Origin of the sequence: Catenulispora pinistramenti (genome assembly GCF_018274385.1) — a bacterium.
GTDB classification, from domain to species: Bacteria; Actinomycetota; Actinomycetes; order Streptomycetales; family Catenulisporaceae; genus Catenulispora; species Catenulispora pinistramenti.
The window spans coordinates 1-24,808 of record NZ_JAAFYZ010000165.1 but is presented as its reverse complement, the minus strand read 5'-3'; the positions used below and the strand labels follow the sequence as shown (position 1 = coordinate 24,808).

The following is a 24,808-nucleotide window of genomic DNA, read 5'->3' as shown; positions in this document are numbered from 1 at the left end:
GGGCAGGTTACCCACGTGTTACTCACCCGTTCGCCACTGATTCCCGCCCGAAAGCGGTTCACCGTTCGACTTGCATGTGTTAAGCACGCCGCCAGCGTTCGTCCTGAGCCAGGATCAAACTCTCCATTGATGAATATCACCGGCCGACCGCCTGGTGTTGGAATAAAACCCAGTAAGTCGGCATAAGGTGTCAGAAGAGTCACCTGGCAAGTAGACCGACATCCCGACGGGGGTCGGGAGCGTCTACCAACCATGTGTAAAATGACACTCGAACCATCGCTCAGTGAAGAGCGCAGGACCGAGGTCGCATGGCATCACAATTCGTCACACACTGTTGAGTTCTCAAGAAACAGACGCCCGAACCACTCGTCCCGGAACCTTCGTTCCGATCGGCTGCGACCCGGCGTTGTCAGGTCTTACTTTGTTTTTCTTTTGTTCTTGCTTCGCTTTAGATCTTAGCAGATCCTCCGCGGCTTTCGCAATTTCCGGCCGAGTTCTAAAATCGAACACTGCGCTTATTTGCGATTCGCTTCAGTCGGGATTTAATGTCCCGTTCCTCGGCGGTTCCCAGACTGTATCGGACCGACCGGCCGGCGACCAAATCGGCGCCGTCAGGGTCCTGATGCATCCGAAGACGCCAGCACGGCACCTGCGCCGCTTCGCTGTCCCGGAAAAGGAACAGAGCGTCGCACTTGCCGTGGAGGTAAATCGCTTCGAATGGCTGCCCGGAGTGATCCCGCGATTGCGTTGATCCTGCCTGGTGGGCAACGTCTAGTAACTATACGGGGGGCCGCCGTTCACGTCAACTCCACCGTGAACGACGGCCCGACAAGCAGGTCAAGCGGCAGGTCAGTCGCCTACCTCGACCGAGCCCAGGGTCCGCTTCCCGCGTCGCAGGACCAGCCAGCGGCCGTGCAGCAGGTCCTCCTTGGCGGGCACTTCGTCCTCGGTCTCGATCTTGCGGTTGTTCACGTACGCGCCGCCCTCGTTGATGGTGCGGCGGCCGGCGCCCCGGCTGGCGACCAGGCCGGTGTCGGCCAGCAGCTGCGCGACCGGGACCAGCTCGGCGACCTTCGTGCCGGGCAGCTCGGACAAGGCCGCGCGCAGCGTGGGCTCATCGAGCTCGGCCAGGTCGCCCTGGCCGAACAGGGCCTTGGACGCCGCGATCACCTGGGCGGTGGCCTCGGCCCCGTGCACCAGCGTCGTGACCTCCTCGGCGAGCGCCTTCTGCGCGGCCCGCATCTGGGGCTTCTCCGCCGTCAGGCGCTCCAGCTCCTCGATCTCCTCGCGGGGACGGAAGCTGAACACCTTCAGGTAGGTGATGACCATGGCGTCTTCGGAGTTCAGGAAGAACTGGTAGAACGCGTACGGCGTCATCAGGTCCGCGGAGAGCCACACCGTGCCGGACTCCGTCTTGCCGAACTTCGTGCCGTCGGCCTTCAGCAGGAGCGGGGTGGCCAGCGCGTGCACGGAGACACCCTCGGCCTTGTGGATCAGGTCCACCCCGGCCGTGATGTTGCCCCACTGGTCACTGCCGCCGGTCTGTAGCGTGCAGCGGTACTGCCGGTACAGCTCCAGGTAGTCCAGGCCCTGCAGGATCTGATAGCTGAACTCCGTGTAGCTGATACCGGCTTCGGAGTTCAGACGCGCGCTCACGGCGTCCTTGGAGAGCATCTTCCCGACCCGGAAGTGCTTCCCGATGTCCCGCAGGAAGTCGATCGCCGACATCGGCGCGGTCCAGTCGAGGTTGTTCACCACCCGCGCGGCGTTGGGGCCGTCGAAGGAGATGAACCGGGAGACCTGTTCGCGGATCTTCTCGACCCACTCCGCGACCGTCTCCTTGCTGTTCAACGTGCGCTCGGCGGTCGGCTTGGGGTCGCCGATCAGTCCGGTCGAGCCGCCGACCAGGATCAGCGGCGTGTGGCCGGCCTGCTGGATGCGCCGGGCGGCCATCATCTGGACCAGGTTGCCGAAGTGCAGGCTGGGAGCGGTCGGGTCGAAGCCCACATAGAAGGTGACCGGCCCGTCGGCGAACGCTTTACGCAGCGCGTCCTCATCGGTGGACAGGGCCAGCAGCCCGTGCCACTTCAGGTCCTCGACGATGTCGGTCACGGTATCCCTCGCGGTCATCGCTAGTGGGCGGATTGTCGGACACCGGTTCGGTGTCGGATACCAGCCTGCCGTATCGGGCACCGCACATGCGAACGCGTTCCGGCTCAGGACGACGTGGCGGACGACCGTGCCTTCGGTTTGTGCGCCTTATAGGCACTCACCGTACGGTCGCCCTCGATCCAGAACCGCCAGGGAATCTCCGCGGCGGACGACACGCCGACTCGGGGGCCGGTCGCCACGGTGAAGTCGGACGACTCCCGCGCCAAGACCGTCAACGGACCGCCGTCGCACAGGTCGAGACCGTTGTCATCCCGGGCCAGGCCCAACGCTTTGGTGAGCCGCGCCGGACCGCGCGCGAGGTCCCGATCCGAGGCCCCGCTCCGGGCGGCGCGCGCCAGATCGATCCCCTCGACGATCTCCCCGGCGCGGATCAGTACCGCCGAGCACTCGTCCTCCGGACTACAGACGAAGTTGATGCAGAAGTGCATGCCATAGGTGAAGTAGACGTACAAGAACCCCGGAGGGCCGAACATTACTGCGTTCCGGGGAGTCTTCCCCTTGTAGCCGTGAGAAGCGGGATCCAGTGGACCGGCGTACGCCTCGACCTCGGTAATACGCATGACGCGGCGGCCCTCCGCGCTGTCGCGAGCGAGCAGACACCCGAGCAGATCCGGTGCGACGTCCTGAGAAGGGCGGGAGAAGAACGAGCGCGGCACGACTGGCATGCGGAGAGTCAATCACGGAGCACCCACCCGCTATAGCGGAAACCGGACCTGTCAGTTGCCGCTCCCCAGCCCCACAAGTTCAGCCGCGAGCCCGAGCCCCGTCTCCAGATACCCCACGAACGACTCGTTGTTGAGCGCTGCCGGCGACCGCTGCTTCCGGACCATCGCTATAGCGTCGGCGGCCGTGTACCCGCTCTGTATGAGCACCTCGGCGACCACCAGCCCGGAGCGATTCATCCCGGCCCAGCACCGCACGAGCACCTGCCGCCCGGCGGCATAGTCCGAAGCCGCCGACGCCGCGAACTCCTCGACGGCGCGGATCTCCTCCGCGGTGAGCGCGTTGTCCGACACCCTCAGCACGTGGTGCGCCACCCCCGGGTCCGGTCCATAGCCCTCATGCGAGGTCAGGCTGTAGACCACGTCGAACTCGTCGGCCACGACCGCCCGCCTCGAGGTCCCGTCGCCCGCGACGTACTCGTGGCCGCCCATCCACAGCCGCGGCACCACCTCCGACCATGCCTCACGCGGCACGTCGTCCCAGTCCCCATTGGTCAGCAAGCCAGCACCCCCTACCGAGTAGTGAGAAAGATGCCTCACAGCATGCCGAATGCGTCGCCGACTGACCACGATCGGCGACGCATTCGGCCTGAACTCGTCAGCGAGTGAGCCACTCCCGCTGCCCGGCGACGTCCGCGACCAGCCCCTCCAACTGCTCGGCGACCCGCTTCGGCGCCGTCCCGCCCCGGCCGTCCCGGGACGCCAGCGAGCCCTCGACGCTCAGCACGGTCTTCACCTCCGGCGTCAGCAGCGGCGAGATCTCCGCCAGCTGCGCGTCCGTCAGCTCCTCCAGCGTGATCCCGCGCTGCTCGCAGTACCGCACCGAGCTGCCCGCCACCTCGTGGGCGACCCGGAACGGGACGCCCTGGCGCACCAGCCACTCGGCGACGTCGGTGGCCAGCGAGAAGCCCTCCGGCGCCAGCGCCGCCATCCGGTCGCCGTGCACGGTCATCGTGGCGATCATCCCGGTGAAGGCCGGCAGGAGCACCTCCAGCGTGTCGACCGAGTCGAACACCGGCTCCTTGTCCTCCTGCAGGTCCCGGTTGTAGGCCAGCGGCAGCGCCTTGAGCGTGGCCAGCAGGCCGGTCAGGTTGCCGATCAGCCGGCCGGACTTGCCGCGCGCCAGCTCGGCGATGTCCGGGTTCTTCTTCTGCGGCATGATCGAGGAGCCGGTGGCGAAGGCGTCGTCCAGGGTCACGAAGGAGAACTCCTTCGTGGTCCACAAGATGATCTCCTCGGCGATCCGGGAGACGTCGATCCCGATCATCGCCGTGACGAACGCGAACTCGGCGAACACGTCGCGCGAGGCGGTGCCGTCGATGGAGTTGGCGGCGCTGGCCGAGAAGCCGAGGTCGGCGGCGACCGCCTCCGGGTCCAGGCCGAGGGTCGAGCCGGCCAGCGCGCCGGAGCCGTACGCCGAGACGTCGGCCCGCTTGTCCCAGTCCCGCAGCCGCTCGGCGTCCCGGGCCAGCGCCTGGGCGTGGGCCAGGACGTGGTGCGCGAACAGCACCGGCTGCGCGTGCTGCAAGTGCGTGCGGCCGGGCATCGCGACGTCCATGTGTGCCGTGGCCTGGTCGATCAGCGCCTGCTCCAGATCGGCGACCAGAGAGGCGATCCGCCGCGCGTGGTCTCGCAGGAACATCCGGCCGAGCGTGGCGATCTGGTCGTTGCGGCTGCGGCCGGCCCGCAGCCGGCCGCCGAGCTCGGTGCCGAGCTTCTCGATCAGGCCGCGCTCCAACGCCGTGTGGCAGTCCTCGTCGGCGACCGTGGGCAGGAACGCCCCGGAGACCACGTCGGCCTCCAGCGCGTCCAGGCCGGCCAGCATCGCGGTCAGGTCGGCCTCGCTCAGCAGCCCGGCGCGGTTCAGCACCCGGGCGTGGGCGCGCGAGCCGGCCAGGTCGTACTGCGCGAGCCGCCAGTCGAAGTGCACGGACGCGGACAGCGCGGCCAGTGCCTCGGACGGTCCGCCGGAGAAGCGCGAGCCCCAAAGCTGCGACTTCGGTGCCGGGTTGCTCATGTTCCTCGCCGTTTCCATTCAGGTCTCTACGAAAGTCTCTACGAAATCAGGTCTCTACAAAGTCCGGTCTCGGTGCCGAAAACCGACACCGAAGCCGGCGCCGGGAGGGCGGTGCCGAGGCCGGGGCCGGGACCGGGAATCAGTGCTCGGCCGACGCCAGCAGCTTCGCCGCCAACGCCGCCCCGCCGTCCGGATCGCGGCTGATCAGCAGCACCGTGTCGTCGCCGGCGATGCTGCCCAGGATCTCGGTCATCGGCGACTTGTCGAAGGCACTGGCCAGGAACTGCGCCGCGCCCGGCGGGGTGCGGACCACCACCAGGTTCGCCGAGGCCTCCGCGCTGACCAGCAGCTCGCCGAGCAGCCGGTGCAGCCGCTGCTCGAACACCGGCTCGGGCTGGGCCGCCACCGGAGTCCGGTCGCCGCCTTCGGCCGGGATCGCGTAGACCAGGTTCCCGGCGCCGTCGCGCACCCGGACCGCGCCGAGTTCGTCCAGGTCCCTGGACAGCGTCGCCTGGGTGACCGACAGGCCGTCCTCGCCTAAGAGCCGGCCCAACTCGGCCTGGGAGCGGACGGAGTGCCGCTCCAGCAGCAGCGCGATCCGCTGGTGCCGGGCGGTACGGGTCTGCGGGACGGTGGCTTCGCTCATGAGGAGGACTCCAACAGGAAAGCGAGTAGGGCCTTCTGCGCGTGGAGTCTGTTCTCAGCCTCGTCCCACACCACGCTCTGCGGGCCGTCGATCACCGAGGCCGCTATCTCATAGCCCCGATACGCCGGGAGGCAGTGCAGGATAATCGCGTCCGGGGCGCCGAGCGCCAGCGCGGCCTCGTCCAGGGCGTAGGGCTTGAAGATCTCGGCGCGCGCCGCCTTCTCGTCCTCCTGTCCCATGGAGACCCAGGTGTCGGTGACCAGGACATCGGCTCCGGCGGCCGCCTCGGCGGGGTCGGTGGTGACGACGACCGAGCCGCCGGTGGACCCGGCGATGCGCTCGGCGTCGGCGACGATGTCAGGGCGCGGCAGGTACTCGGCCGGGCCGCTGATCCGCACGTGCATGCCGGCGGTGGCGCAGCCGAGCAGGTAGGAGTTGGCCATGTTGTTGGCGGCGTCGCCGAGGTAGGTCATGGTGAGCCCGGCCAGGCGGCCCTTGTGCTCGCGCACGGTCTGCAGGTCCGCGAGGATCTGGCAGGGGTGGAAGTCGTCGGTCAGGGCGTTGACCACCGGGACCGAGGACACCGCGGCCAGCTCCTCGATCCGACTCTGGCTGAAGGTCCGCCAGACGATCGCCGCGACCTGTCGTTCCAGCACCCGTGCCGTGTCGCCGATCTCCTCGCCGCGGCCGAGCTGGCTGGTGCCGGAGTCGATGACCATCGGGTAGCCGCCGAGCTGGGCGACGCCGACGCTGAACGAGACCCGGGTGCGGGTGGAGGGCTTGTCGAAGATGACGGCCACGGCGCGCGGCCCGGCCAGCACCTGGTGGTCCAGCGGGGCCTTCTTGAACGCGATGGCCAGGTCCAGCACCCGCTTCTGCTCGGCGGGGCTCAGGTCGTCGTCGCGGAGGAAGTGGCGGACCATGGTCTCAGGCGTCCTTCGGGGTGGCGGCGCCCTCGAGGGCGGCGTCGAGCAGGGCGGGCAGGGCGGCGAGGAATTCGTCGGCCTGGGCGGTGGTGAGGATCAGCGGCGGGGCGAGCCGGATGGCGTCGGGGGCCGGGGCGTTGACGATGAAGCCGGCGTCCAGGGCCGCCCGGGCGACCTCGGCGGCGTGCGGGGCGGTCAGCATGATCGCCAGCAGCAGGCCTTCGCCTCGCACCCCGGCGACCGCCGGGTGGTGCAGGGCGTTGACACCGGAGGTCAGGTGCGCGCCGACGGCCCGGACGTTGGCCAGGATGTCGTCGCGCTCGATGGCGTGCAGCACGGCCAGGCCGGCGGCGCAGGCGACCGGGTTGCCGGCGTAGGTGGAGCCGTGCTGGCCGGGGCCGAGCAGGGTCGCGGCCGCGCCGAGGCCGACGCAGGCGCCGATCGGCATCCCGCCGCCGAGCCCCTTGGCGAGCGTGACCAGGTCCGGCACCACACCGGTGCCGCTGTGCCCGAACCACTTGCCGGTGCGGCCGATGCCGGTCTGCACCTCGTCCAGGATCAGCAGCGCGCCGTGCTTGGCGGTGATCTCCCGGGCCGCCTTCAGGTAGCCGGGGCCGGCCGGGATGACGCCCTTCTCGCCCTGGATCGGCTCGACGATGAACGCGGCGGTCCGGTCGTCGATCGCGGCTTCGAGGGCGGCGATGTCGCCGTAGGGCACGAAGGTCACGTCCCCGGGCAGCGGTTCGAACGGCTCCCGGATCGCGGCCTTGCCGGTGAGCGCCAGGGCGCCCATGGTCCGGCCGTGGAAGGAGCCCTCGGTGGACACCATCTTGGTGCGGCCGGTGCGCCGGGCGGCCTTGAACGCGGCCTCGTTGGCCTCGGCGCCGGAGTTGCAGAAGAACACCCGGGCGTCGGTGCCGTTGGTGTGCCCGAGCAGGTCCACCAGCCGTTCGGCCAGCACGATCTGCGGCGCGGAGGCGAAGAAGTTGGAGATGTGGCCCAGGGTGGTGAGCTGGGTGGTGACGGCCTGCACGATCAGCGGGTGCGCGTGACCGAGCGCGTTGACCGCGATCCCGGCCAGCAGGTCCAGGTAGCGGCGGCCGTCGGCGTCCCAGACGTAGACGCCTTCGCCACGCACCAGCACCTTCTGCGGAGTGCCGAAGGTGTTCATCAGCGCCCCGGTGTAGCGCTCGGTCCAGGCTTCGCCGTATCCGGGCTCGATGACCGGCAGGGCGTCTTCGCCGAGCTGCGAGGCGAGGCCCTGATCAGGGTTGGCCGCGATGTTCTTGGCCACGGTGTTCTTGACCACGGCGTTCATTCCGGCACCACCATCGTTCCGATCCCCTCGTCGGTGAAGACCTCCAGCAACAGCGCGTGCGGCACCCGGCCGTCCAGCACGTGCGCGCGCGGCACTCCCCCGCGCACGGCCCGCAGGCACGCCTCCATCTTCGGCACCATCCCGGAGGACAGCGTCGGCAGCAGTTCGGCCAGCTCGTCGGCGGACAGCAGGCTGATCACCTCCTCGGAGGCCGGCCAGTCCGCGAACAGACCCTCGACGTCGGTGAGGACCACCAGCTTCTCGGCGCCCAGCCCGACGGCGAGCGCCGCCGCGGCGGTGTCGGCGTTGACGTTGTAGACCCCGGGGCCGTCGGCGGCGCGGGCGACGGAGGACACGACCGGGATGCGGCCGTCGTCCAGCAGGGCGTTGATGGCGCCGGGGTTGACGGCCTCGATGTCGCCGACCCGTCCGAGATCGACCTGCTGTCCGTCGACGACCGCGTGCCGCTTGACCGCCTTGAGCGTGTCCGCGTCCTCGCCGGACATGCCGACCGCGAACGGGCCGTGGGCGTTGATGACGCCGACGATGTCGCGCTGCACCTGGCCGGTGAGCACCATGCGGACCACGTCCATGGCCTCGTCGGTGGTGACCCGCAGGCCGCCGGCGAAGCGGTGCTCGATGCCGAGCTTGTCCAGCTGGGCGTTGATCTGCGGGCCGCCGCCGTGCACGACGACCGGCCGCAGGCCGGCGAGGCGCAGGAAGACGATGTCCTTGGCGAACGCGGCTTCCAGCTCTTTGTCGATCATGGCGTTGCCGCCGAACTTCACCACGACGGTCCTGCCCTGCAGGGCCGACAGCCACGGCAGGGCCTCGGTGAGGATGCCGGCCTTGGCCAGGGCGTCGTCCCGGCGGGCGGCGCCGGAGGCGATCGACTCGACGGTGCTCATGAGGAGTACGCCGAGTTCTCGTGGACGTAGCCGGGGGTCAGGTCGTTGGTCCAGACGGTCGCCGAGGCGTCGCCGGCCGCCAGGTCGACGGTGACCTTGACCTCGCGGCCGGTGAGGTCGACGAGGCCGCGGTCGTCGCCGACGCCGCCGTCGCGGCAGACCCAGACGCCGTTGATGGCCACGGAGAGCCGGTCGGGCTCGAACTCGGCGTCGGTGGTCCCGACGGCGGACAGGACCCGGCCCCAGTTGGGGTCGTTGCCGTACATGGCGCACTTGAACAGGTTGCTGCGGGTCACGGCCCGGGCGACCTGGACGGCCTGGTCCTCGGCGGCGGCCCGGACCACCTCGACCGCGATGTCCTTGGTGGCGCCCTCGGCATCGCCGACGAGCTGCCGGGCCAGGTCCGCGCACACCGAGGTGACGGCGGCCTGGAACTCCGCGCGGTCCGGCACGGTCTCGGAGGCTCCGGAGGCGAGCAGCAGGACGGTGTCGTTGGTGGACATGCAGCCGTCGGAGTCGACGCGGTCGAAGGTGACCCTGGTGGCGTCCCGCAGCGCGGTGTCGAGCACGGCGGCGTCGGCCACGGCGTCGGTGGTGATCACGACGAGCATCGTGGCCAGCCCCGGGGCCAGCATCCCGGCGCCCTTGGCCATGCCGCCGACGACGTAGCCGGTGCCCTGGGCCTGCGCGGTCTTGGCGACGGTGTCGGTGGTCATGATGGCGGTCGCGGCGGCCAATCCGCCGTCGGCGGCGAGCGCGTCGGCGGCGGTCTTGAGGCCGGACAGCAGCGCGTCCATCGGCAGCCGGACGCCGATCAGGCCGGTGGAGCACACGGCGATCTCGGCGGCCGAGGCGTCCAGCAGCTCGGCGGTCTGCTCGGCGGTCTTGTGCGTGTCCTGGAAACCGGCCGGGCCGGTGCAGGCGTTCGCGCCGCCGGAGTTCAGGACCACGGCCTTCACCGCGCCGCCCTTGAGGACCTGCTCGGACCACACGACCGGCGCGGCCTTGACCCGGTTGGAGGTGAAGACCCCGGCGGCGGCCGTGTGCGGGCCGTCGTTGACGACCAGGGCCAGGTCGGCGTTTCCCGAAGCCTTGATCCCGGCGGCGATCCCCGCGGCCCGGAAGCCCTTCGCGGAGGTGACACTCATAGTTCGACTCCAATGGCGTCCGCGTTGATATCCGCGTTGATAAGGGTCACGGCGCGATCCCGACGGTGCTCAGACCGGCCGTCTCCGGCAGGCCGAGCGCGAGGTTGGCGCACTGCACGGCGCCGCCGGCCGTGCCCTTGGTGAGGTTGTCGATCGCCCCGATCACGACGGCCCGGCCGGCGGCCTCGTCGGCGGCGACCTGGAGCTGCACGGTGTTCGAGCCGAGGACCGCGGCCGTGGCCGGCAGCTGGCCTTCGGGCAGCACGGTGACGAAGGGCTCGTCGCCGTAGGCCTTCAGGTAGATGTCCCGCAGCTGCTCCGCGCCGACGCCAGGCTCCAACTTCGCGGTGCAGGTCGCGAGGATCCCGCGCGGCATCGGGACGAGCACCGGGGTGAACGACACGGTCACCGGACCGCCCGCGACCGCGCCGAGGTTCTGCGCGATCTCCGGCGTGTGCCGGTGCGCCCCGGCGACGTTGTAGGCGGCGACGTTGCCCATGATCTCCGAGCCGAGCAGGTTCGGCTTCAGGGACTTGCCGGCGCCGGAGGTCCCGGTGGCCGCGACCACGACCACGTCCGGCTCGACCAGACCGGCGGCGACCGCCGGCACCAGGGCCAGCGAGGAGACGGTCGGGAAGCAGCCGGGCACGGCGACCCGCTTGGTGCCGGCCAGCCCGGCGCGCGCCCCCGGCAGCTCGGGCAGGCCGTAGGGCCAGGTGCCGGCGTGCGCGGAGCCGTAGAAGCGTTCCCAGGCCTGCGGGTCGGCGAGCCGGTAGTCGGCGCCGCAGTCGACGATCAGGGTGTCCGGGCCCAGTGCCTCGGCGATGGCCGCGGACTGCCCGTGCGGCAGGGCGAGGAAGACGACGTCGTGCCCGGCCAACATCTCGGGCGTGGTGTCGGCGATCACCCGGTCGGCCAGCGGCGCCAGGTGCGGCTGGTGCTCGCCCAGGCGCGAGCCCGCGCTGGCCCCCGCGGTGAGTGCCCCGATCTGGAAGTCCGGGTGTCCCAGGAGCAGCCGGAGCAGCTCACCACCCGCGTAGCCGGTCGCCCCGGCCACCGCCGCCGTGAATGTCATGTGCATGAGAATACGGAATACCGAAACTGTATGCAACGCGCGTCTCGGCAACCGGACACCGCCGCGTCGTCTTCAGCGTGGGTGCACGGCAACGTCAGGCCTCGGCGGAAGTGCGCCGATCAGGGGACGGCCAGACGTGATTCACTAGCGCTGCGGCATACTCACGAAATCTCTGTGATTCCCGATATTGCCCGGGAGTTGTCCAGTCCAATACTGTCCAGTGCCATGTCAGGCATACGGTTCGGCGTCCTGGGTCCCCTGCTGGTCGAGGACCCGACCGGACCGCGCCCGATCGCTGCCGCGCGGCAGCGGGCCGTGCTGGCCGCGCTGCTGCTCACCACCCCGCGCGCGGTCGCCGCCGCGGAGCTCGCCGACCAGGTCTGGAACCTGGAGCCGCCGGCCGGCGCGGCGGGCACGCTGCACAGCTATCTCAGCAGGCTGCGGACCGCGCTGGGACCGCTCGGCGACCGGATCCGGACCCACAGCTCCGGCTACACGGTCGACCTGCACGACGCGGAGCTGGACCTCGACGTGTTCCGCGGCCTGCGCGACCGGGCCAAGGCGGCGGCGGCACGCGGCGATCTGGACGGCGCGGCCGCCGAGTATGCCGAGGCGCTGGCGCTGTGGCGCGGCGCGCCGTTGGCCGACGTGCCCAGCGGGCCGTGGCGCGACGACGCCGTGCGCTACTGGGACGAGCAGGAACTGCTGGCCCGCGAGGAGCTGTACGAGATCGAGGTGCGGCTGGGCCGCACGGCCGCGGTCATCCCCCGGCTGCGGGTCCTGGTCGCCGAGAACCCGTTCCGGGAACGGCCCGCGGCTCTGTTGCTCGGCGCGCTGGCCGCCGACGGCAGGCGGGCCGAAGCACTCGCCGAGTACCAGCGCGTGCGCCGGGTGCTGGTCGAGGAGGCCGGGATCGAGCCCGGCGAACTGCTGAAGGCGGCGTTCCACGAGATCCTGCGCGAGGACGACGACCGGCCGGCCGCGCCGCGCCTGCTGCCCGCGGACATTCCCCACTTCACCGGACGCGACGAGCAGCTTGCCTGCGTCGCCGAGGTCCTGACGGCTCCCGAGCCCGGCGATCCGGCGGCGGTCGTGGTGGTCAGCGGTCCGGGCGGGGTGGGCAAGACCTCGTTCGCGGTGCGGATCGGCCAGCGGTTGCGCGCGGAGTTCCCGGACGGGCAGGTGTTTCTGCGGCTGGGCGGGCTGCGCGCGCCCCGGCGGCCCGGTGAACTGGTCGCGGAGGCACTGCGGGCGTTGGGGGTCACGGAGTTCCCCGGCGATCCGGACAAGCGGACCGCGCTGCTGCGGACCACGCTGGCTGATCGCAGGGTGCTGCTGGTCCTCGATGACGCGACCGATCCGGCGCAGATCCGGCGCCTGATCCCGGCCGGCGCGCCGAGCGCGGTGATCGTGACCAGTCGGCGGCGCCTGCCCGGGGTGGCGGGGCAGGTTCCGGTGGAGTTGGGGCGGCTGCCCGCGGATCAGGCCGCTGCGATGCTGGCGCGATTCGTGGGCGCCGAGCGGGCCAGGGCCGAGCCGGACGCGCTGGGGCGGCTGGCCGAGGCGTGCGGCGGGCTGCCGATCGCGCTGCGGATCTGCGGGGCGCGGCTGACGCAGCGGCGGACGCGGAGCATCGCTTCGCTGGTCGCGCGATTGGAAGCGGTCGGTCAACGCTTGGAAGGCATCGATTCCCTCGATGCCAGCGGCACAGTGACCGGTTCCGATTCTGGACCCGGCACGAACCCCGGCACGAGCCCCGGCACGAATCCCGCCCCGGACCCCGAGCGCAGCGCCCTCCGAGGCCCGCTCGAAGAGAGCTACCACGCGCTCAGCTACGGCGCCGCGGGCCGGGACGTCGATCTGGCCCGCGCGTTCCGCCTGCTGAGCCTGATCGGCGGCGAGCGCTTCAGCCTGCCGGCCGCCGCGGCGGTGCTGGGCGTCGATGAGTTCGATGCCGACTCCGCGGTCGAGCACCTGGTCGAGGTCTCGCTGCTGGAGACCGCGGCGCCGGACCGGTTCGCGTTCCATCCGCTGATCCAGGAGCTGGCCCGGGAGCACGCCTCGGCGATCGACAGCGGCGAGGCGCGCGCCGCGGCCGTCGGCCGCTGGACCTCGTGGTGCCTGGCTTCGGCGGCGTCCGCCGACCACCTGTTCAATCCGAACCGGCCGAAGCTCGCGTGGGAGGCGTGGATTCCGGACGGCGGCCCCAAGCTGTTCGCCGGGCTGCCGGAGGCCGGGGACTGGTTCGATCGGGAGTCGGCCGGGCTGCTGGAGGCTGCTTCGGCTGCCGCCGCGCAGGGCGACCACGCCACGGCCGCCGCACTCCCCCTCGTGCTGCTGCACAGCTTCCGCATCCGGGGCCGCGTCGAAGAGCTCGAAGAACCGCTGCGGGCCGGGGTCGCGGCGGCGATCGCGCTCGGCGAGCCGGAGCTGGCCGGGATGCAGCTGAACAACCTCGCGATCGTCCACGGCGCGCTCGGGCGGTTCGACGAGGCGATCGCGACGTTCGCCGACGCCGTCCCGCACTACGAGTCGGCCGGGCTGGCCGAGCGGGTGGCGCAGGCGCGGATCAACGCGGCGATCACGGTCGCGCAGAGCGGACGGCCCGCCGAGGCCGCGTCGCGGCTGACGGCGTCGCTGGCCGAGCTCGACGCGCTGCCGGCCACGCCGCTGCTGCCCAGCTTGCAGGTCTCGGTGATGCTGGCGCTGACCGAGGCACTGCGGGACTGCGGCCGCCCCGACGACGCCTTGCGCATCTACCCGCGCCTGCTCGCCGCCGCCGAGGCCGTCGGCGACGCCCCGCGGCTGGCCATCGCCTGGGGCAACCTCGGGAAGCTGCACGCCACGAACGGGCGCGCCGAGGAAGGCGTCGGGTGCATCGACAAGGCGTTGGAGCTGCACCGGTCGATCGGCAACCGGGACGGTGAGGGCTACGCCTTGTGGGCGCTGGGCCAGGCGCGGACGGCGCTGGGCCAGACCGAGCGCGCCCGGTGTGCGTGGTCCGAGGCCCGCGAGATCTTCGTCGCGCTCGGGCGGCACGGCTACGCCGCCGATCTCGCGCAGGCCATCGCCGGGCTCGACGATCCGCCTCAGGGCTGAGCGACAGCGCCAGGTCGGCCGGCCCCCTCCGACCGGCCGATCCGGCGATCACGCACCAACCGCGGTCTGCCCACCGCCCCACGACGGGCAGACCGCGTGCTCATGCCCCCCTTGGTCCCCTCGGCCCCCGATCCAGTCCGGGGGAACCCGTCCCCACCAGGGCCCTTCCGGTGTTCCCTGGTTGACACCAATTCTCGGCGGCGGCGCTTGCGTTTGGCTTGCGCCGTGAGTGCGGGACGCAAGACGGCACCTGGAAAGCCCTTGCGGAGGACCGGTGGCACCACAATGATCACGACGTATGACCGAACCCGCTGAACGGCCGAAGGCCCTGCCCGCAGACGTCCGCCCGCCGGAGACCATCGATCTGGACGGTTTCCACCTGCGCCGCCCCACCCTGGACGACGCCCAGGCGCTGCACGACGCGATCGTCGCCACCTTCGCCGAACTGCACGCGTGGATGCCCTGGTGCAAGGAGCCGGTGGAGATCGGGGAGCAGCGGGGGTTCATCGAGCGCTCCATGACGGACTGGGCCGGGCAGGCGGCGTTCAACTGGCTGATCGTGGACGCCGGCGACAACCTGATCGGCACCATCGGCCTGATGGACCGGATCGGCCCCGGCAGCCTGGAGATCGGCTACTGGCTCCGCACCGGCGCCACCGGCCGCGGCGTGATGACCCGCGCCGCCGCCCGCGTCACCGACATCGCCCTGGCCCTGCCGGGCATCGACCGGGTCGAGATCCACTGCGACGCCGCCAACCTGCGCAGCGCGGCGGTGCCCCGACGCCTGGGCTACCGCCTGGACCGCGAGGGGCCGGCGGAGCCGGCGGCCCCCGGGGAGTCCGGGCTGCAACAGTTCTGGATCACCCCCTGAGGCCGGGAGCTCACTGAGCTCACTGAGCTCGACGGGCACTGCGAACCTCGGCCGAGGGCTCCACCGCGCGCGAGACCCGCGTGAAAGACATCCGCCAGTTGTGCACCCAGCTCTCCCCCTCATCGAAGGAGAAGGCCTGCTCCCACCGCGCGGTGTCGGCGTCGAACACGTCCCAGGTGAAGCGCACCTCGATCGGCCGCCCGCCGACACTGTCCGGGCCGCGGAACTCGCCGTGGGTGCCGTCCCAGCGGCCTGAGACCGGTGGTTCGAGGTGGCCGGGGCGGCCGGTGGAGGCCCACCAGATGTGCCAGAGACGGGTCTCGGGGTCGAACAAGCGGAGCGACATGCCCTCCTGGAGGCCGTCCGGCATGGCGAGCGTCTGGTTGTCGACGTTGCCCAGGCCGCCGAGGGTCTGGCGCAGCCAGCTGCCGCCCTCGAACTCCACCCACTCGTCGCACGCCGGGTCGGCCATGTCGGCCAGCTTGCGGTGCCGGACGTGCCAGGTGCCGGCCAGGAAGTCGAAGTCGTGGCGGCCGTCGTCGATCAGGTTCTCGTACGTGGTCATGGCCCAACGATGAACCCCCTCCACTGACACCTCTTGTCAGTGGAGGGGGCCTGGAAAAACCTCAGCCCGCTACGACCGCAGCACCGCGCCGGTCCGCGAAGCGGCCAGCTCCACCGCGCTGTCCCGGGCCTGGCTGGCCTCCTCGGCGGTCAGCGTCCGGTCCGGGGCGCGGAAGCGCAGCGCGAAGGCCAGGGACTTGCGGCCCTCGCCGATGCGCTCGCCGGTGTAGACGTCGAACAGCCGGACCGACTCCAGCAGCGCCCCGGCACCCTCGCGCAGCGCCGCCTCGACGTCGTGCTCCGGCACCGCCGCGTCGACGACCAGCGCGACGTCCTGGGTGGCGACCGGCATCGAGGAGATGCCGGGCGCCTGGGTCAGGACCTCCTCGGCCGGGATCATCCGGTCCAGCTCCAGCTCCATCGCGGCGGTGCGGGGCGGCAGCCCCAGCTCGGCCACGACCCGCGGGTGCAGCTCGCCGGCGTGGCCGACCAGGCGGCCGTTGACCGCCAGCCGCGCGCAGCGGCCGGGGTGCCAGGGCTCGTGCTGGTCCTGGCTGATCTCCAGCTCCACCCGGCACGCGTCGGCGATGATCCGCGCGGCCTGGATCGCGTCCTGCCAGCCGGCCGGACGCCCGGGACCCCACCAGCCGGCCGGCTCGCGCAGGCCGGACAGCACCACCGCGACGCGGCGCGGCTGCCGCGGCAGCGCGGCGTCCAGCGAGGCCAGCTCCTCGTCGGTCGGGCGGCGCTCGACCGTCAGGCGCGGCGCCACCGGGGCGGCGTCCTTGCGGGGATGGAACACCAGCCCCTGCTCGAACAGCGCCAGGTCCGCGGTGCCCCGGCCGACGTTGCGCCGCAGCGCCGCCAGCAGCCCGGGCAGCAGCGTCGTGCGCATCGACGGCTGCTCCTCGGAGATCGGGTTGGCCAGCGGCACGGTGATGCGGCGCGGGTCGTTCTCGGGCAGCCCGAGCGCGTCCAGATCGGCCTGGCCCAGGAACGGGTAGGCGAGCACCTCGACGTAGCCGGCCGAGGCCAGCGCGGTGCCGACCCGGCGGCGGATCCGCTGAGCGTGCGTGTAGCCGGTGCCGGCGGTGGCCTTGGGCAGCGTCGAGGGCAGCCGGTCGAAGCCCTCCAGCCGGATCACCTCCTCGGCCAGGTCGTTCGGGTCCCGCAGGTCCGCACGCCAGCTCGGCGGGGTGACGACCAGGTCGTCGTCACCGGCGGCCTCCAAGTCGCAGCCGACCTGGTGCAGCCGGCGCTCGACCTCCTCGCGGGTGTAGTCGACGCCCGCGACGCGCCCGGGGTAGGTCCACGGGATCGTCAGCGCCGCCGGCCGGGTCACCGCGCCGATCACGGTCACGCCCGGCTCGGCGGTGCCGCCGGCCAGCTCGACCAGCAGGTCCACCACGCGCTGCGCGGCCGCGGCGGCCGCGCCGGGGTCCGCGTCGCGCTCGAAACGCTTGGCGGCCTCGGAGGGCAGCTTGTGCCGGCGCACCGTCTTGGCGATCGACGTCGCCTGGAAGTGCGCCGCCTCGACCACGACCTCGGTGGAGCCGTCGTGGATCTCGGTGGAGGCCCCGCCCATCACCCCGGCCAGGCCGATCGGCCCGGAGTCGTCGGTGATCAGCAGGTCCGCCGGGTCCAGCCGGCGCTCGCCGCCGTCCAGCGTCTCCAGCACCTCGCCGGCCCGCGCCCGCCGGACCACGATCGGCCCGCTCAGGCGCTGCCGGTCGTAGGTGTGGATCGGCTGGCCCAGCTCCAGCATCACGTAGTTGGCGATGTCGACGATCAGCGAGATCGGCCGCATCCCGGACATCTGGAGCCGGCGCTGCATCCACAGCGGCGAGAGCGCCCGCGGGTCGATGCCGGTCACGGTGCGCGCCACGAAGACGTCGCAGCCCGCCGGATCCTCGACCCGCACCGGGTAGCCGGAATCGTCGGCCTCCGGCGTCTGGATCCCCGCCGGGTCCTGGAACGGCACGTCGAACGCGGTCGCCGCCTCCCGCGCGATCCCGCGCAGGGACAGGGTGTAGCCGCGGTCCGGGGTGACCTCGAACTCGATGACCTCGTCGTCCAGCCCCAGGTAGGCGATCGCGTCCGCGCCGACCGGGGAGTCGGCGGGCAGCACGATGATGCCGTCGTGGTCCTCGCCCAGACCGAGCTCACGCGCCGAGCAGATCATGCCGTTGGAGTCGCGGCTGTAGGTCTTGCGCGCGGCGATCTTGAAGTCGCCGGGCAGCACCGCGCCGGGCAGCGCCACGACCACGTGGTCGCCGACCGCGAAGTTGCGGGCGCCGCAGACGATCAGCTGCGGGTCGGCGGCCGAGCCCGGGCCGTCGGCGGCGGCCGTGACGACCACCTGGCAGTGCCGGATCGGCTTCTTGAACCCGGTCAGCTCCTCGATCGCCGCCACCTTGCCCACGACCAGCGGCCCGGACAGGCCCTCGCCGACCCGCTCGATGGTCTCCAGCTTGCCGCCGCCGGTCTGGGTCAGCTTGTCCGCGACCGCGAAGGCCGTGGTCCCGTCCGGCAGGGCGACGTAGTCCCGCAGCCAGGAGTAGGGGACGCGCATCAGATCTCCATCCCGAACGGGAGCGTGAAGCGCACGTCTCCCTCGATCATGTCCCGCATGTCCTGGACGTTGTTCAGGAACATCAGGGTCCGCTCGACACCCATCCCGAAGGCGAACCCGCTGTAGCGCTCGGGGTCCACGCCGCACGCGATCAGCACGCGCGGGTTGACGATGCCGCAGCCGCCCCACTCGATCCAGCCCTCCGAACCGCAGGTGCGGCACGGGTTGTCGGGGTCGCCGACCGAGGCCCCCTTACACACGAAGCACTGCAGGTCGACCTCGGCCGAGGGCTCGGTGAACGGGAAGAAGTGCGGACGCAGCCGGGTCACCACGCCGTCGCCGAACATCGCGGTGGCCCAGTGGTCCAGCGTGCCCTTCAGATCGGCCATGGTCAGGCCCTCGTCGACGGCCAGGCCCTCGATCTGGCTGAACACCGGGGTGTGCGTGGCGTCCAACTCGTCGGTGCGGTAAGTACGGCCGGGCGAGACGACGTAGACCGGGGCGCCCTGGGCCAGCAGCGTGCGGGCCTGGACCGGCGAGGTGTGGGTGCGCAGCACCATGCCGCTGCCGGTGCCCGCGGGGTCCTGGCCCTGGCCCGCATCCCGGCCCGCCACGAAGAACGTGTCCTGAAGATCGCGCACCGGGTGGTCCGGCGGGAAGTTGAGCGCGTCGAAGTTGTACCACTCGGCCTCGACCTCGGGACCGTCCACCACCTGGTAGCCCATGGCCACGAAGATGTCCGCGATCCGCTCCTGGATCGTGGTCAGCGGGTGGCGGGCGCCGCGCGGGGCGCGGTCCCACGGCAGGGTGACGTCCACGGCCTCCTCGACCAGGACCCGGGCGTCGCGCTCGGTCTCCAGCTCGCTCTGCCGCTGGGCCAGCGCGGTCTTCACCGCGCCCCGGGCCTCGCCGATCCGCTTGCCGGCCTCGGCGCGGGCGGCCGGGGGCAGCGCCCCGATCTCCCGGTTGGCCAGCGCCAGCGGCGCGCGGTCGCCGGTGACGGCGATCTTCACCTGGTGCAGTTCGTCCAACGACGCCGCGGCGGCGATCGCGGCCAGCGCGTCGGCCCGGTGGCGGGCGACCTCGTCGGGCTTCACCGCCTCGACTTCCACCGGGTCGTACGACTTGTTAGGTGCCGACATGTTGTTGTGATCTCCAAGGATTAATAGCCCGCGAGGTCGGCGCGGGTTTACCCAGCCGAGTCTAGAGGGGCCGGAAGGCGAACACGGATTCCGCCCGGGCGGTGACACGGCAGAGCACAGGACAGCGCGCCGGGGACGGCAGAGAGAACGGGGGAAGCCCGCGCGCCGGAGCTACTTCGAGGCAGGTCGAGGCAGCGCTACGCGACGGGCAATGTAAATCGGAAGCGCGCGCCGCCCTCGGCGCCGTTCCCGGCGGACACCAGGCCGCCGTGGGCCTCCACGAGGCCCTTCACGATGGACAGGCCAAGGCCGGTCCCGCCCCTGCGGCCACCCCGCCAGAACCGGGTGAAGACGCGGTTGAGCTGGTCCTCCGGGATCCCGGGACCTTGATCGCTCACCGCAACCGCCACGCTCGACACACCTTCGACACCAGTATGGAGACTGTCAGGACGGGGCCGGTCGTCCTCGGCCCTTGCCTCAATAGTGACAGTTCCGCCGCCGTGCCGCACGGCGTTTTCCAAAAGATTAGCCAGTACTTGACGTAGTTTGTCCGGGTCGGCGGACACCGGCGGTAATCCGCGCGGGATCCGGATCCGGAACGTCTCCTGCGGCACGCCCTGCGCCACGCAGGCCCGCACCTGGTCGGTGATCAGCTCGCGCAGGTCCACCGGGACCCGGTGCAGCTGCAGTCGGCCGGAGTCCAGGCGCGCCACGTCCAGCAGCTCGGCGATCAGCCGCACCACCCGGTCGGCGTCGGCGTCGACGGTCTGGAGCATCATCCGCTTCTGGTCGTCGGTGAACCGGTCCCAGCGCGCGAGCAGGGTCGCGGTGAAGCCCTTCACACTGGTCAGCGGGGAGCGCAGCTCGTGCGCCACGGTGGCGATCAGATCGGACTGCCGGCGCTCCCGGCGGCGCCGGGCCTGGGTGCCGCGCAGTGCCAGCACCAGGCCGGTGACCGGGGTGGAGCGGCCGTCGCGGCGTAAATAGCGGGCGGTGACCAGCAGTTCGGTGCCGGCTTCGGGGTCGGCGTCCGGGCTGTCGCCCTCGGGCAGGAACAGCTGCGACTCCGGGTGGCCGGTCCGTATGCTCAAGCCCCCATAGGGATCGGTGAGGTGCCACCAGTCGCGGCCGTCCACGGTGCGCAGCGGCAGGACGTCGGCGAAGTCCCGGCCCAGGGCCTGCTCGGCGCCGATCCCGGTGAGCGCGACCGCGGCCCGGTTGAACACCCGGACCCGGCCGGCGTCGTCGGCGGCGACGAAACCGTCCGGCAGGTCGTCGGGCGTCAGCAGGCCGTCGAGGGCACCGGCGAACAGGCGCAGGCCCGGCCCCGCCTCCCGTGCCCCGACCGATACGCTCACCTGAGGAATCCTCCCGCCTGACCGCGCCGACATCGCACTATGCGTTTCCCGCGTCACCTTCCGTTGATCCGCCAGACTATCGAACCGCTCTGACGGATCACCGACCACAGTGGCGAACTATTCGCCACGGTGACCGCCTCCGGACTCGGAGCGGACTTCTGGGGGACGCGCCTAGCGTTGCGCCCGGGCAGAGGAATATAAGCACACTGCTGACGCCGTCGCCAGGTTGAGGCTCTCGGCCCGGCCGTGGATCGGCACCCGGACCGCCTCGTCGGCCAGTCCGAGCAGCGCTTCGGGCAGGCCCCAGGCCTCGTTGCCGAACATCCAACAGGTGGGCTGGGCCAGCCGGCCGGAATCGAGCTCGTCGTCCAGGTCGGCGGCGCCGGTGCCGTCGGCGGCCAGGATCAGCAGGCCCGCGGCGCGCAGCGCGCCGACCGCGTCGGCGGCGCTGACGTCCAGGGCCACCGGCACGTGGAACAGGCTGCCGGCCGAGGCCCGGACCGCCTTGGGGTTGTAGACGTCCACCGATTGGGCGGTGAGGACCACCAGGTCCGCTCCGGCGGCGTCGGCGCACCGGATCACCGTGCCGGCGTTGCCCGGATCGCGGACGTGCGCCAGCAGCGCGACCAGCTTCGGGGTGCGCTCGGCGAGGAAGTCCTCGAGCGGGACGTTGAGGAATCGGCAGACCCCGATCAGGCCCTGCGGCGTGACCGTCTCGCTCAGCGACTGGACCACGTCCGGGGTGGCGATGGTGATCTTCGAGCCCTGCCGGCCGGCGGCCTGGACGATCTCGCCGTACCGGTCGGCGGCCTCGCGGGTGGCGAACAGCTCGACCAGGACGCCGTCGAGCTCGGCGGCCTCCCGGACCGCCTGCGGCCCCTCGGCCAGGAACAGCTCCTGCTTGGCCCGGAACGACCGCGAGGCGAGTCGCCGGGCCGCCACCGCGCGGGGTGCGCGCGGGTTGGACAGCTCAGGACTCGCCTCGCTCATTCACGTGCCTAACTGGCGAAGTGGGGCTGGGAGACCGCCGCGGGGGCGGTCCTGATCCGCCAGGCTCAGGCGGCCGTCTTCGGCGCGTTCACGTCGGAGGGCAGCGCCTTCTTGGCAGCCTCGACCAGCGCGCGGAACGCCTCGGTGTCGTTGACCGCGAGCTCGGCCAGCATCTTGCGGTCGACCTCCACGTTCGCCAGGTTCAGACCCTGGATGAAGCGGTTGTAGGTCAGGCCCTCGGCGCGGGCCGCGGCGTTGATGCGCTGGATCCACAGCCGGCGGAAGTCGCCCTTGCGGTCCTTGCGGTCCCGGTAGGCGTAGACGAGGGAGTGGGTGACCTGCTCCTTCGCCTTGCGGTACAGGCGCGAGCGCTGGCCGCGGTAACCGCTGGCCTGTTCCAGGACGACCCGGCGCTTCTTCTGGGCGTTCACTGCCCGCTTGACGCGTGCCATTGTTCTATCTCCTGCTCAGTAACTAGGTCGGGGGGCGATGCGCCGCGGGGCGCCTCAGCGGCCCAGCAGCCGCTTGATGCGCTTGACGTCGGACTTGGCGACCTCGACCTCGCCGGTGTGGCTGCGGGTGTACTCCGAGGACTTGCGCTCGAAGTTGTGGCGCATGCCGGCCTGGCCGCGCATGATCTTGCCCGAGCCGGTCACCTTGAAACGCTTCTTGGAACCGCTGTGGGTCTTCTGCTTCGGCATGGCGCCGCTCTCCTTCACATGGGGCGGATCCGGTGGGTTTCCCCACACGGATCCGCTCTCGCTCTCGCCCCGGGGCGGCCGCCCCGCACCTAGTGCGGGGGGCCGTGCTCCCGGAGCCGGTCCGGCCTGACCGTGGTCAGGACTGCTCTTCGGTGGCCTGGTCGGCGCCGGCCGGAACGGCGGCGGCGACGACGGCTTCGGCCTGCTCGACCGGCGCGGCCACGACGGCCGCCTCGGTCTGCTCGACCGCTTCGGTCGTTTCGGCCTGCTCGACCGCTTCAGCCGACTCGGCGTCACGGCCGCCCAGGCCGGCCTTGCGCTCTTCCTTGGCCGCGCGGGCCTCGGCCATGGCCTCGGTCTTCTTCTTGTGCGGGCCGAGGACCATGATCATGTTGCGACCGTCCTGCTTCGGCGCGAACTCCACGAAGCCGAGCTCGGCCACGTCCTCGGCGAGCTTGCTCAGCAGGCGCCGACCGAGTTCGGGCCGGGACTGCTCCCGGCCGCGGAACATGATGGTGATCTTGACCTTGTCCCCGGCCTTCAGGAACCGCACCACGTGACCCTTCTTGGTCTCGTAGTCGTGCGGGTCGATCTTCGGGCGGAGCTTCATCTCCTTGATGACCGTGTGCGCCTGGTTCTTGCGCGCCTCACGGGCCTTCAGGGCGGACTCGTACTTGTACTTGCCGTAGTCCATGACCTTGACGACCGGCGGGCGCGCGGTCGCCGCGACCTCGACCAGGTCGAGGTCCTGCTCCTGAGCCAGCCGGAGCGCGTCCTGGATCGACACGATGCCGACCTGCTCACCGTTGGGGCCGACCAGCCGCACTTCGGGAACGCGGATCCGGTCGTTGATACGGGGCTCAGTGCTGATGGGGCCTCCTACGTTTTGGGCTCATGGCCCGGCTCTGTTCGGTGCGCGGCCCCCGCGAGAAAAACGCAAAAGCCCCGCACGACACGCATGCGAGGCTCCACCACCGGACTGACCGACGCCGGGAGGACATGTCGGGGCGGGCGCGAACGCCGCCCCCACACCCTTCGGCGTGAGGCTTTGTGACCGGACCCGCCCGCCCGAGGGCGAACCAGGTGGGAGATGGAATCTCCGCTTGCGGATCGAGGCACGCGCGAACATGCCCGATCGGTCGTGGAACCGATACTAGCAGCTTCCGAGGGGGTGCCGTGACCACGGGTCACCGCCCGCACCATGGGAAGCTGTACCGGCAAAACGAAAGATCCGCCGCGAGGAGCCGCAGTGACCGACAACACCCCCGAAGACGCGGGCATTCCCGCCCCCGAGCAGCGCGATCTGGCCGACGTCCCCGCGGTCGAGGTCATCGGGACGGTGACGGTGCACCTGATGAGCGCGGCGGCCGTGAAGCTGGGCCTGGCCGAGAACGGCGAGGACGACCTGGACCTGGACGAGGCCCGCAAGCTGATCACCGCGCTGGCCGGCCTGATCACCGCGGCCGCCCCGGAGATCGGCTCGCAGCACGCCGGCCCGTTGCGGGACGGGCTGCGGACGTTGCAGCTGGCGTTCCGGGAGGCTTCGCCCTATCCGGACGAACCGGGGCAGGGACCGGGCGAGAAGTACACCGGGGCGGTGTACAGCAGGGCGTAGCGCCGGGGGCGTGTACGCGGAGCGTGTGCGCCTAGCGAACTACGTAGTACTACGCAGGGTTGCCGTCGGCGGTGCCCTCGGCGCCCTCGGACTTCTCCAGCACGGCCGCGAACGCCCGCACAGCCGCCGGCTCCACTTCCAGGAACGAGGGCCGGCCGAGGTCCACAAGCACGATCTCGGCGCCTTCGGCCTTGGCCGCCGCGCAGGCCCGAGGGAAGGGCACCGGCATGGGGCGGGCCTCAGGGTTCCAGGTGGTCAGGGCCTCGACCGAAGTGAAAAGCGGCAGGGCCCGGGTGCCGTCCGGGGCGACCAGCGTCACCAGCGCCATGTCGCTGTTCTTGTCCCGGCGCAGGTTGCGGCCCTGCTCGTCGGGGACCTCCTCGGCCTCGCCGAGCACCGCGACGATCGGGGCCAGGACGCGCGCGTTGAGCAGGTAGCCGTAGGCGTGCTCGACGGTCGCCTCGCCGCGGCCGTGCGACTCCAGGACCGAGAGCAGGGCCGGGTCAGCGGCCCCGTCGTCGTTCGGGAAGGCGGAGGGGGCCAGCGTGCGTCCGGCGAAGTCGGTCATGGGCTCGACTTTAGTGGGAGCCCAGGCCGTGTCCGGCACGGTGGGTGCGGCGGCCGGGTCAGCGGGGGCTGAGACCGGTGCTGAAGCTGGAGTAACCGGCGGCACGAGCATCTCGGTCGGCGCTGTCGTGCTCGGCGCTGTCGTGCTCGGCATCGGTGCGGTGGGCAGTGGCTGGGTCGGCGCCGGTCCGTACTGCATCGGAGGTCCGTACTGCATGGGAGGTCCGAACTGCATGGGAGGTCCGAACTGCCCCGGCGGACCGGGTGGCATCGGAGCGCCCGGCATCGGCGAACCAGGCATCGCGGTACCGGGCATCGGCATCTGCATCCCCGGCGGCATCGGCCCGAACGGTATCGCCGTCCGCGCCATCCACGGCCCCATCGCCCCGTCCAACCG

22 protein-coding genes, 1 rRNA gene and 1 pseudogene are annotated in these 24,808 nt (G+C 71.4%); 4 read left to right on the top strand and 20 right to left on the bottom strand.

Annotated features, from left to right (window positions below; all coding sequences use genetic code 11):
- The 11 genes from KGQ19_RS34565 to argC form a co-directional block, all read right to left on the bottom strand.
- Positions 1-130, bottom strand: a 16S ribosomal RNA gene (locus KGQ19_RS34565); the annotation flags it as partial.
- 719 nt (positions 131-849) lie between these two features.
- On the bottom strand, positions 850-2,112 hold the full coding sequence (gene tyrS, locus KGQ19_RS34560; RefSeq protein ID WP_212017172.1) for a tyrosine--tRNA ligase: 1,263 nt from the start codon (positions 2,110-2,112) through the stop codon (positions 850-852).
- Between the two features lie 104 nt (positions 2,113-2,216).
- On the bottom strand, positions 2,217-2,837 hold the full coding sequence (locus KGQ19_RS34555; protein WP_212017166.1) for a DNA-3-methyladenine glycosylase: 621 nt from the start codon (positions 2,835-2,837) through the stop codon (positions 2,217-2,219).
- A 51-nt stretch (positions 2,838-2,888) separates the two neighbouring features.
- A complete protein-coding gene (locus KGQ19_RS34550; protein ID WP_212017164.1) occupies positions 2,889-3,395 on the bottom strand; it encodes a protein-tyrosine phosphatase family protein in 507 nt (168 codons plus the stop codon).
- 97 nt (positions 3,396-3,492) lie between these two features.
- Positions 3,493-4,911: an argininosuccinate lyase gene (gene argH, locus KGQ19_RS34545; RefSeq protein ID WP_212017162.1), complete on the bottom strand. Its 1,419-nt coding sequence runs from the start codon at positions 4,909-4,911 to the stop codon at positions 3,493-3,495.
- Positions 4,912-5,050: 139 nt separating this feature from the next.
- Entirely contained in the window at positions 5,051-5,557 is a 507-nt protein-coding gene (locus KGQ19_RS34540) for an arginine repressor (RefSeq protein WP_212017160.1), read from the bottom strand.
- Positions 5,554-6,480 (bottom strand): ornithine carbamoyltransferase, encoded by a 927-nt coding sequence (argF, locus tag KGQ19_RS34535; protein WP_212017158.1) that lies wholly within the window; start codon positions 6,478-6,480, stop codon positions 5,554-5,556. The genes KGQ19_RS34540 and argF overlap by 4 nt, the downstream gene beginning before the upstream one ends.
- A gap of 4 nt (positions 6,481-6,484) precedes the next feature.
- Positions 6,485-7,801, bottom strand: coding sequence for an acetylornithine transaminase (locus KGQ19_RS34530; protein WP_230419904.1), 1,317 nt, complete (start codon positions 7,799-7,801; stop codon positions 6,485-6,487).
- Positions 7,798-8,709: an acetylglutamate kinase gene (argB, locus tag KGQ19_RS34525; RefSeq protein ID WP_212017156.1), complete on the bottom strand. Its 912-nt coding sequence runs from the start codon at positions 8,707-8,709 to the stop codon at positions 7,798-7,800. Before argB ends, KGQ19_RS34530 begins: the two co-directional genes overlap by 4 nt.
- A complete protein-coding gene (gene argJ / locus KGQ19_RS34520; protein ID WP_212017154.1) occupies positions 8,706-9,857 on the bottom strand; it encodes a bifunctional glutamate N-acetyltransferase/amino-acid acetyltransferase ArgJ in 1,152 nt (383 codons plus the stop codon). The genes argB and argJ overlap by 4 nt, the downstream gene beginning before the upstream one ends.
- A 46-nt stretch (positions 9,858-9,903) precedes the next feature.
- Complete coding sequence (argC, locus tag KGQ19_RS34515) at positions 9,904-10,932, bottom strand: N-acetyl-gamma-glutamyl-phosphate reductase (RefSeq protein ID WP_230419903.1); 1,029 nt, start codon at positions 10,930-10,932, stop codon at positions 9,904-9,906.
- A gap of 225 nt (positions 10,933-11,157) precedes the next feature.
- On the opposite strand from argC, the gene KGQ19_RS34510 reads away from it, so the two are divergent.
- Positions 11,158-14,031: an AfsR/SARP family transcriptional regulator gene (locus KGQ19_RS34510; protein ID WP_212017150.1), complete on the top strand. Its 2,874-nt coding sequence runs from the start codon at positions 11,158-11,160 to the stop codon at positions 14,029-14,031.
- 298 nt (positions 14,032-14,329) lie between these two features.
- Positions 14,330-14,902, top strand: a complete 573-nt coding sequence (locus tag KGQ19_RS34505; RefSeq protein WP_212017148.1) for a GNAT family N-acetyltransferase — start codon at positions 14,330-14,332, stop codon at positions 14,900-14,902.
- A gap of 19 nt (positions 14,903-14,921) precedes the next feature.
- Here the strand turns inward: KGQ19_RS34505 and KGQ19_RS34500 are convergent, their stop codons facing one another.
- From KGQ19_RS34500 to infC, 8 genes are all read right to left on the bottom strand, one after another.
- Complete coding sequence (locus KGQ19_RS34500; RefSeq protein ID WP_212017146.1) at positions 14,922-15,467, bottom strand: hypothetical protein; 546 nt, start codon at positions 15,465-15,467, stop codon at positions 14,922-14,924.
- 69 nt (positions 15,468-15,536) lie between these two features.
- Positions 15,537-18,038, bottom strand: a complete 2,502-nt coding sequence (pheT, locus tag KGQ19_RS34495; protein ID WP_212017144.1) for a phenylalanine--tRNA ligase subunit beta — start codon at positions 18,036-18,038, stop codon at positions 15,537-15,539.
- Positions 18,038-19,180, bottom strand: a complete 1,143-nt coding sequence (gene pheS / locus KGQ19_RS34490) for a phenylalanine--tRNA ligase subunit alpha (protein ID WP_212017142.1) — start codon at positions 19,178-19,180, stop codon at positions 18,038-18,040. Before pheS ends, pheT begins: the two co-directional genes overlap by 1 nt.
- Positions 19,181-19,377: 197 nt before the next feature.
- Positions 19,378-20,538 (bottom strand): ATP-binding protein, encoded by a 1,161-nt coding sequence (locus tag KGQ19_RS34485; RefSeq protein ID WP_212017139.1) that lies wholly within the window; start codon positions 20,536-20,538, stop codon positions 19,378-19,380.
- A gap of 171 nt (positions 20,539-20,709) precedes the next feature.
- Positions 20,710-21,528, bottom strand: a complete 819-nt coding sequence (locus KGQ19_RS34480; RefSeq protein ID WP_212017137.1) for a TrmH family RNA methyltransferase — start codon at positions 21,526-21,528, stop codon at positions 20,710-20,712.
- Between the two features lie 65 nt (positions 21,529-21,593).
- Positions 21,594-21,980 (bottom strand): 50S ribosomal protein L20, encoded by a 387-nt coding sequence (gene rplT / locus KGQ19_RS34475; RefSeq protein ID WP_194898586.1) that lies wholly within the window; start codon positions 21,978-21,980, stop codon positions 21,594-21,596.
- A 54-nt stretch (positions 21,981-22,034) separates the two neighbouring features.
- Positions 22,035-22,229, bottom strand: a complete 195-nt coding sequence (rpmI, locus tag KGQ19_RS34470; protein WP_194898587.1) for a 50S ribosomal protein L35 — start codon at positions 22,227-22,229, stop codon at positions 22,035-22,037.
- A gap of 136 nt (positions 22,230-22,365) precedes the next feature.
- Positions 22,366-23,100, bottom strand: coding sequence for a translation initiation factor IF-3 (gene infC / locus KGQ19_RS34465; protein ID WP_212017168.1), 735 nt, complete (start codon positions 23,098-23,100; stop codon positions 22,366-22,368).
- 378 nt (positions 23,101-23,478) lie between these two features.
- On the opposite strand from infC, the gene KGQ19_RS34460 reads away from it, so the two are divergent.
- Complete coding sequence (locus tag KGQ19_RS34460; RefSeq protein ID WP_307856592.1) at positions 23,479-23,844, top strand: DUF1844 domain-containing protein; 366 nt, start codon at positions 23,479-23,481, stop codon at positions 23,842-23,844.
- A 49-nt stretch (positions 23,845-23,893) separates the two neighbouring features.
- Here KGQ19_RS34460 and KGQ19_RS34455 read toward each other — a convergent pair whose 3' ends face one another.
- Entirely contained in the window at positions 23,894-24,412 is a 519-nt protein-coding gene (locus tag KGQ19_RS34455) for an SseB family protein (RefSeq protein ID WP_212017135.1), read from the bottom strand.
- Between the two features lie 28 nt (positions 24,413-24,440).
- Here KGQ19_RS34455 and KGQ19_RS34450 point away from each other — a divergent pair.
- Positions 24,441-24,808, top strand: a pseudogene (locus KGQ19_RS34450) (hypothetical protein); the annotation flags it as partial.